At 66.5% G+C, this 7,946-nt stretch carries 8 protein-coding genes; 6 read left to right on the forward strand and 2 right to left on the reverse strand.

Going from position 1 to position 7,946, the window contains the following annotated elements; genetic code table 11:
• Nucleotides 1-6: 6 nt before the first annotated feature.
• The 6 genes from AC3WQZ_RS13385 (at nucleotide 7) to AC3WQZ_RS13410 (ending at nucleotide 5,565) form a co-directional block, all read left to right on the forward strand.
• Complete coding sequence (locus AC3WQZ_RS13385) at nucleotides 7-1,086, forward strand: ATP-NAD kinase family protein (protein ID WP_010813527.1); 1,080 nt, start codon at nucleotides 7-9, stop codon at nucleotides 1,084-1,086.
• A gap of 71 nt (nucleotides 1,087-1,157) precedes the next feature.
• The gene (locus AC3WQZ_RS13390; protein ID WP_011616379.1) at nucleotides 1,158-2,159 is read left to right on the forward strand and encodes a thiamine pyrophosphate-dependent dehydrogenase E1 component subunit alpha; all 1,002 of its coding nucleotides are present in this window, start codon (nucleotides 1,158-1,160) and stop codon (nucleotides 2,157-2,159) included.
• A gap of 36 nt (nucleotides 2,160-2,195) precedes the next feature.
• Complete coding sequence (locus tag AC3WQZ_RS13395) at nucleotides 2,196-3,212, forward strand: alpha-ketoacid dehydrogenase subunit beta (RefSeq protein ID WP_010813529.1); 1,017 nt, start codon at nucleotides 2,196-2,198, stop codon at nucleotides 3,210-3,212.
• The gene (locus AC3WQZ_RS13400) at nucleotides 3,212-4,336 is read left to right on the forward strand and encodes an acetoin dehydrogenase dihydrolipoyllysine-residue acetyltransferase subunit (protein WP_010813530.1); all 1,125 of its coding nucleotides are present in this window, start codon (nucleotides 3,212-3,214) and stop codon (nucleotides 4,334-4,336) included. Before AC3WQZ_RS13395 ends, AC3WQZ_RS13400 begins: the two co-directional genes overlap by 1 nt.
• A gap of 79 nt (nucleotides 4,337-4,415) precedes the next feature.
• Nucleotides 4,416-4,757 (forward strand): carboxymuconolactone decarboxylase family protein, encoded by a 342-nt coding sequence (locus AC3WQZ_RS13405; protein WP_010813531.1) that lies wholly within the window; start codon nucleotides 4,416-4,418, stop codon nucleotides 4,755-4,757.
• 46 nt (nucleotides 4,758-4,803) lie between these two features.
• Nucleotides 4,804-5,565: a lipoate--protein ligase family protein gene (locus AC3WQZ_RS13410; RefSeq protein ID WP_058697763.1), complete on the forward strand. Its 762-nt coding sequence runs from the start codon at nucleotides 4,804-4,806 to the stop codon at nucleotides 5,563-5,565.
• Nucleotides 5,566-5,747: 182 nt separating this feature from the next.
• On the opposite strand, the gene AC3WQZ_RS13415 is transcribed toward AC3WQZ_RS13410, so the two are convergent.
• Together AC3WQZ_RS13415 and AC3WQZ_RS13420 are read right to left on the reverse strand one after the other, a co-directional pair.
• Nucleotides 5,748-6,569, reverse strand: a complete 822-nt coding sequence (locus tag AC3WQZ_RS13415; protein WP_492300707.1) for a hypothetical protein — start codon at nucleotides 6,567-6,569, stop codon at nucleotides 5,748-5,750.
• 430 nt (nucleotides 6,570-6,999) lie between these two features.
• Complete coding sequence (locus AC3WQZ_RS13420) at nucleotides 7,000-7,389, reverse strand: OsmC family protein (protein ID WP_010813534.1); 390 nt, start codon at nucleotides 7,387-7,389, stop codon at nucleotides 7,000-7,002.
• Nucleotides 7,390-7,946 lie beyond the last annotated feature (557 nt).

Consider the following 7,946-nt stretch of genomic DNA (forward strand, 5'->3'; position numbering starts at 1 on the left):
CAGGCAATGGGGCACGCAGCAGGCGCCAGCGCGCAGATCGCGCCAGTGGTCGGCATCATCGCCAACCCGATTTCCGCGCGCGACATCCGTCGTGTGATCGCCAACGCCAACAGCCTGCAGCTGGCCGACCGCGTCAATATCGTGCTGCGCCTGCTGGCCGCGCTGGCCTCCTGCGGCGTGGAGCGCGTGCTGATGATGCCCGACCGCGAAGGCCTGCGCGTCATGCTGGCGCGGCACCTGGCACGCCGGCAGGGGCCGGACTCGGGCCTGCCCGCGGTCGACTACCTCGACATGCCGGTCACCGCGCGCGTCGACGACACCCTGCGCGCCGCGCGCTGCATGGCCGATGCGGGCGTGGCCGCGATCATCGTGCTGGGCGGCGACGGCACCCACCGCGCGGTGGTGCGCGAGTGCGGCGCGGTGCCGATCGCGGGCCTGTCGACCGGCACCAACAATGCCTACCCCGAAATGCGCGAGCCCACCATCATCGGGCTGGCAACCGGCCTCTATGCCACGGGCCGCATTCCTCCTGCGCAGGCGCTGGCGTCGAACAAGCGGCTCGACATCGTCATCCGTGACGGCAACGGCGGCTTTCGCCGCGATATTGCGCTGGTGGATGCGGTGATCTCGCACGAGCACTTCATCGGCGCGCGCGCCCTGTGGAAGACCGACACGCTTGCCGCCGTCTACGTGTCCTTTGCCGACCCCGAGGCCATCGGCCTGTCATCCATCGCCGGGCTGCTGGAGCCGGTGGGCCGGCGTGAGGAGGGCGGCCTCGCGATCGAACTGGCCGCGCCCGGCGAAGGCGAATTCGACCTGTGCGCGCCGATCGCACCCGGCCTGATGTGCACCGTGCCGGTGGCCGGCTGGCAGCGGCTCGAACACGGCCGGCCCCATCGCGTGCGCCAGCGCAGCGGCATTGTCGCGCTGGACGGAGAGCGCGAGCTGGCCTTCGGCCCGGACGACGAAGTCACGGTCACCCTGCATGACCACGCCTTTCGCAGCATCGACGTCGCGGCCTGCATGCGCCATGCCGCGCGCCACCACCTGATGCGCAGCCTGCCGCAGCCCGCCGCGGTGGGATGACGCGCGGGCACCGCGTCCGCCCGCTTTTCCCCTTTCTTGAAGTGCAACACCTGAAAACGAAGGAGACAGACATGACAGCCAGAGCTTCTCAAGATTCCGCCGCGCTGCCGCTCGACAAGGAGACGTTGCTGACGGTGTACCGGAAGATGCGCACCATCCGCGATTTCGAAGAACGCCTGCACGTGGACTTCGGGCGCGGCGACATCCCGGGCTTCGTCCATCTATACGCGGGCGAGGAAGCCGCGGGCGTCGGCATTCTGCACCACCTGAACGATGGCGACCGCATCGCCAGCACACACCGCGGCCACGGCCATTGCATTGCCAAGGGCGTCGATCCGGTGGCGATGATGAAGGAGATCTACGGCAAGAAGGGCGGCTCGTGCAATGGCAAGGGTGGCTCGATGCATATCGCCGACCTGTCCAAGGGCATGATGGGCGCCAACGGCATCCTGGGCGCAGGCGCGCCGCTGATCTGCGGCGCCGCGCTGGCTGCCAAGTTCCGCGGCAAGGGCGAGGTCGGCATCACCTTCTGCGGCGACGGCGCCTCCAACCAGGGCACTTTCCTGGAAAGCCTGAACCTGGCCGCGGTCTGGAACCTGCCGGTGATCTTCGTGATCGAGAACAACGGCTATGCCGAATCGACCTCGCGCGATTACGGCACCGCGGTGGACAGCTACGTGGACCGCGCCGCCGGCTTCGGCATCCCGGGCGTGACGGTGGACGGCACCGATTTCTTCGCCGTCCATGAAGCGGCCGGCGAAGTGATCCGGCGCGCGCGCGAAGGCGGCGGGCCGTCGCTGCTCGAATGCAAGATGGTCCGCTTCTATGGCCACTTCGAGGGCGATGCGCAGACCTACCGCGCCGCCGGCGAACTCGACGACATCCGCGCCAACAAGGATTGCCTGAAGCTGTTTGGCCGCGCCGTGACCCAGGCGGGAGTGGTCGCTCGCGAAGAACTCGACACCATCGACCGCGAGGTCGCCGCGCTGATCGAGCATGCCGTGCAGGAAGCCAAGGCCGCGCCGCAGCCGGGTCCCGAAGACCTGCTCACCGACGTCTACGTCAGCTACTGATCCGCCACGCGCTAACCCAATATCAGGAGACAAACCATGGCTCGCAAACTGAGCATCAAGCTGGCGATCAACGAGGCGATCGACCAGGAAATGACCCGCGACCCCAGCGTCATCATGCTGGGCGAAGATATCGTCGGCGGCGCCGGCGCGGACGGCGAGAAGGACGCCTGGGGCGGCGTGCTGGGCGTGACCAAGGGCCTTTACGCCAAGCACGGCGACCGGCTGCTGGACACGCCGCTGTCTGAATCCGCTTACGTGGGCGCCGCCATCGGCGCCGCGGCCTGCGGCATGCGCCCGATCGCCGAGCTGATGTTTATCGATTTCATGGGCGTTTGCTTCGACCAGATCTTCAACCAGGCGGCCAAGTTCCGCTACATGTTCGGCGGCAAGGCGGAGACGCCGGTGGTGATCCGCGCGATGGTCGGCGCGGGCTTTCGCGCAGCCGCGCAGCACAGCCAGATGCTGACGCCGCTGTTCACGCATATCCCCGGCCTGAAGGTGGTGTGCCCGTCCACGCCGTACGACACCAAGGGCCTGCTGATCCAGGCGATCCGCGACAACGACCCGGTGATCTTCTGCGAGCACAAGAACCTGTACGGCCTGGAAGGCGAGGTGCCCGAAGGCGCCTACGCGATCCCGTTCGGCGAGGCCAATATCGTGCGCGACGGCAAGGACGTGTCGATCGTCACCTACGGGTTGATGGTGCATCGCGCGCTCGAAGCGGCGGCAACGCTGGCCAAGGAGGGCATCGAGGCCGAGATCGTGGACCTGCGCACGCTCTCGCCACTGGATATGGACACGGTGCTGGAGTCGGTCGAGAACACCGGCCGCCTGGTGGTGGTGGACGAGGCCAGCCCGCGCTGCAATATCGCCACCGATATCTCCGCGCAGGTTGCGCAGCAAGCCTTCGGCGCGCTCAAGGCCGGCATCGAGATGGTGTGCCCGCCGCACACGCCGGTGCCGTTCTCGCCGACGCTGGAGGACCTGTACATCCCCAGCGCCGCGCAGATCGCGGCCGCCGCGCGCAAGACCATGAAGGGAGGCAAGCACTGATGGCAACCGAAATTTCCCCCACGATTATCCCGATCGTGATGCCCAAGTGGGGCCTGTCGATGAAGGAAGGCACGGTCAATGCGTGGCTGGTCGACGAAGGCACCGAGATTACCGTGGGCCTGCCGATCCTGGATGTGGAAACCGATAAGATCGCCAATGCGGTGGAGGCGCCCGACGCCGGCACGCTGCGCCGCAAGGTGGCGCAGGCCGGCGACGTGCTGCCGGTGAAGGCGCTGCTGGGCGTGCTGGCACCTGCGGAGGTGAGCGATGCGCAAATCGATGACTATGTCGCGGCTTATGAAACGCCGGCGGACGACGCTGGCGAAGAGGACGCCGCTGCCGCGTACCAGTTTGCCGACGTCGACGGCATCCGGGTCCGCTATGCCCGCAAGGGTGGCGGCGCCGAAACCGTGCTCTTCATCCACGGATTTGGCGGAGACCTGGACAACTGGCTGTTCAACCTCGATCCCCTGGCCGACGCGTACACCGTGGTGGCGCTCGACCTGCCCGGCCACGGACAGTCGTCGCCGCGGCTCGCGGGCACGACGCTGGCGCAGATGGCCGGCTTTGTAGCGCGCTTCATGGACGAGACCGGGATCGAGGCGGCGCATGTGGTCGGCCATTCGATGGGCGGCGGCGTGGCGGCGCAACTGGCCGTGGATGCACCGCAGCGGGTGCTGTCGGTGGCGCTGGTGTCGCCGGTGGGCTTTGGCGACGCCGTCAACAGCGGCTATACCGAAGGCTTCGTCAGTGCCCAGTCCCGGCGCGAGCTCAAGCCCGTGGTCGAACTGCTGTTCGCCGACGCGGGGCTGGTCAGCCGCCAGATGCTGGACGACCTGCTGCGCTACAAGCGGCTGGACGGCGTCACCGAGGCGCTGACGGCGCTGGGGCAGGGACTCTTCGGCGGCGGCCGCCAGAGCGAGCAGCCTGGCCAGCGGCTGGCCAACAGCGGCAAGCGCGTGCTGGTGGTGTGGGGCGGTCAGGACCAGATCATCCCGGCCGCGCACGCTGAAGCCGCGCCGCCGGGAGCAACCGTCAAGGTCTTTGCCGATGCTGGCCACATGAGCCAGATGGAGAAGGCCAATGACTTCAACGCGCTGCTGAAGAAGCATCTGGGCGGCTGATGCCGCGCGCGGATGGCGCCGCCCAGGGCGCCATCCGCTCGGCCAGCTCGCCTTGTTCCAATTCAAGACAGGAGACCTCATGACCACAGACCTGAAGACCCGCCTGACCGAGATCAACAGGCAATTCGGTGCGCTCGGCCAGGCCCAGCCCGCCGCCATGAGCGCCTTCCAGGGCGTGATGAAGGCCGCCACGCAGGACGGCAGCCTGCCCGCCGCCGTCAAGGAACTGATTGCCGTCGCGCTGGCGGTGCAGAAGGGCTGCGACGACTGCGTGCTGTTCCACACCAGCCAGGCGCTGCGCCATCGCGCCACGCGCGAGCAGCTCGCCGAAGTGCTGGCCATCAATATCGAGATGGGTGGCGGACCCGGCGCCATGTACGCGTCGAAGGCGCTGGCGTACTTCGATGCGCTCAATGCCTAGTGTTGCTAGACTCGGCACGTTGCTATCCGGAGGTTGGTGCCATCCCATGCCGTTTGAATTTATTGATGCGGCCCATGCCGGGCAGGCGGGCAGCGACCCGCTGCAGGATGAGCTGGCCTTGCTCGACCTCGCGGCACAAGGCCGGCAGGTGGCGCAGCTGTGGGAGGCGCCGCTGTCGCTGGTGGTGCCGCGCACCTACCTGCGCCATGCCGCGCTGGAAACCGCGCGCGCCGACTTCGCGCAGCAGGGATGTCCGGTATTCCTGCGCATGTCCGGCGGCGGGCTGGTGCCGCAGGGCCCCGGCATCCTCAACCTGAGCCTGGCCTACACAGTGGAACAGCCGCCGGGCGCGCGCAGCGACGCGGTCTACCTGCACTTGTGCGAGGTCATCGGCGACGCGCTGCAATCGCTGGGCGTCGACACGCACTGGCAGGCGGTGGCCGGCTCCTTCTGCGACGGCCGCTACAACCTGGCCTGGGGCCCGCCCGAAGCCGCGCGCAAGATCGCCGGCACGGCGCAGTACTGGCGGCGCGCACCCGCGGCCATGCAAACGGCCGACGGGCAGCGCCACCTGGTGCTGGCCCATGCGGTGCTGCTGGTCAGCGCCGGCCCCGTGCAGATCAACGCGCGCGCCAATGCGTTCGAAGCGGCCATCGACAGCGGCCGGCACTATGACGCGGGCAAGGTCGTCAGTGTGCTCGAGGCATTGTTGGCCAGCGGCCGCGCGGTCGATGACGCCGCCGCGCTGATGGCGCAGGTATCGGATGCGCTGCGGCGAAGCGTGGGGCAGACGCCGCCACCGGCGTAGCTGCTTGACCGGGCGACGCCATTTGGCGATTCCCAAAAAAATCGCGGCCCACGCGGGGCCGCTAAAAATCGGGAATGCGAGGCGTGTCAGATGCCTCAGGAGACGTTATCGGCACAGCATGGATCGCCGAGACCCCACTTCGGTGGGGTCTGTCGAGCACAGTCATGGAGGCGAGTGATCGCTTACGCGATCAGGTAGGCAGTGTGCGGGTCCGGCCGGATGGCAGCGCGCAGCTTGCGCACGCTGGCTTCCAGCTCGGCATGGGCGGCATCGAGCCAGGCCACGCGATGGCGCACCGGATCCTTGGCCGACAGGTCGCTGGCGGCGATCTCGCGCAGGAAGTAGCGCACCATGCTGCCGGCGCGCGCTGGCACTGGCATCATCCCCAGCAGTTGGTGCTTTGCCAGCAGCCGGCGGCTGACTGCATGCCGCAGCCCTGCCCAGGCGGTACGGCCCAGCGCGATGTACAGCGCATCCGTGCGCATCTGGCGCACGGCGCCCAGGAACCGCGCTTCGAATACCTCGCGCAGCATCGGGGTCTCCAGCAGTTCTTCCAGCGGTCCGTCGAACGCCAGACCGCGCCGCGTGGTGGCATGCGGCAGCAAGGCAAGCGGTTGCAGGCGCTCGAACCCATCGTTCCACAATGCCGCGGCGTGCGGCAGGCCGACCAGTTCGGGCACCCGGAAGTGGTCGAGCATGCGGATCAGGTTGGGCCGCACCAGCTTGCCGCCCAGTTCGACGCGCCGCTTGTTCTCGCGCTGGATCACGCGGCCGGGTGCATGGGCGCGCATCAGTTCTTCGGTGACGGCGGCGGCCAGCCGCACATGGGCGTGGCCGGGCGTGGTGCTGACCAGCACCAGGGGTGCCTGGGGGTTCAGGTATTCGCAGGGCACGTAGTGCATGGCGTAGGTGCCGTCCTGTGCCACCACAACCGGTTTGGCGATCACGCCGACTGCGCCCGCAAGCCGAACCTGCGCGCAATACGCTTCGATGAAGTTGGTCAAGGAATCCCCCCGCTCGCTTCGATGTATCGGCGCTTTCTGTTGGCGCCTTCTACTTGTTCTGCTATCCGTTCATGGTAAGCCTGCGGTGCATGGCAGATAAAGCGTACGGCGCCGGTTTGCCCGGAAAGCGACGAAACCTTGGTGGGCCAGCCAACACACCGGGGCAGGATGCCCCTCGAACGGGTGGGGCACGCGCCTGGTCCACGCCAGGTACGGTATCGCACCACGTGCGTCAGGGCGATGACATCGGGCAGGAGGGAATCGGCCGGAACGGGGCCGCCGCGACGGTAGGTCGCCGGAAAGAAAAGACCGGACACGTCCGTGTCCGGTGAACCCATTTGCTGACTCAGGACGTGTCACAGCCTGAGTCATCAAATGATAACGATTATCATTTGAGGTGACAATAGCGGCGTGATCTTGCCAGGGTGGGTCAGGCAATCGACGTCTGGATGGAAAACTGTCCCGACAAGGTCTTGTGCACCGGGCAGCGATTCGCCACGCGGAGCAGGTCATCCAGGATCTGGGGCGTGAGCTCGCCGCTGACCTTGACCTCCCGGTTCATGGTGTAGGTCCCGTTGGCCTCTTCATGACCGACCGATACATGGACTTCGGTGATGGCGTAGCCCTTGCGTTTGGCGTACAGCTGCAAAGTCAGCGTGGTGCAGGCGGCCAGGGCCGAATCCAGCAGGTCATGCGGGTTCGGGTATTGGGTGTCGCCGCCGGCGGATGCATCCAGGTCGGCTTGCCACTCGGCAGTCCCGTTGGTCAGGTGGCAGATGCTGTTGCCCTGGCTTGGTTGCCAGGTCGCTTGGATAGTCATCAAACGTCCCCATCTATAAAGAGTGGCCCGGTGGGCCGGAACAGCCATTCTATAAGTAGCGCCCGCCGAGAGCTGGAGTGGCTTGGAGTGCCTTTTTCAGGTGGGTTGGCTTTTTTTCGAAATACCCCTTGCCAACCCCGCTGCGGTCCCTTAATATTCGCCCCCTCGCAACACAACGCAGCGCTGCAAAGCAGACGCAGCAAGGGTTGCGGGGTCGACCGGGATGGTTGGCGCAGCGAAGTTGGCGCGCTGACCGCAGCAAAAAAAGATGCTGAAACGGTTGACGAAACGAAGAAAGCTCTGCATAATCTCGTTTCTCTGCTGCAGACAACGCAGCGGCGCTGAACGGCAAAGCCGGCGGCGAAGTTCTTTAACAACCAAACAACCGATAAGTGTGGGCGCTGGGTAGCGGACGCCGCTGTCTTCGGACAGTGTTGCTTCTCAAGTTATACAGTGCTCGCACAGCAAAACGTGACTGGGTCTTCGGATCTGGTCAGTCAGTTTTCTGAGAGTGAGCGACCGCTCGAAAGAGCGAGGACCTTCGGGTCCACACAGAG

The organism is Cupriavidus sp. FW305-26, from assembly GCF_058787975.1.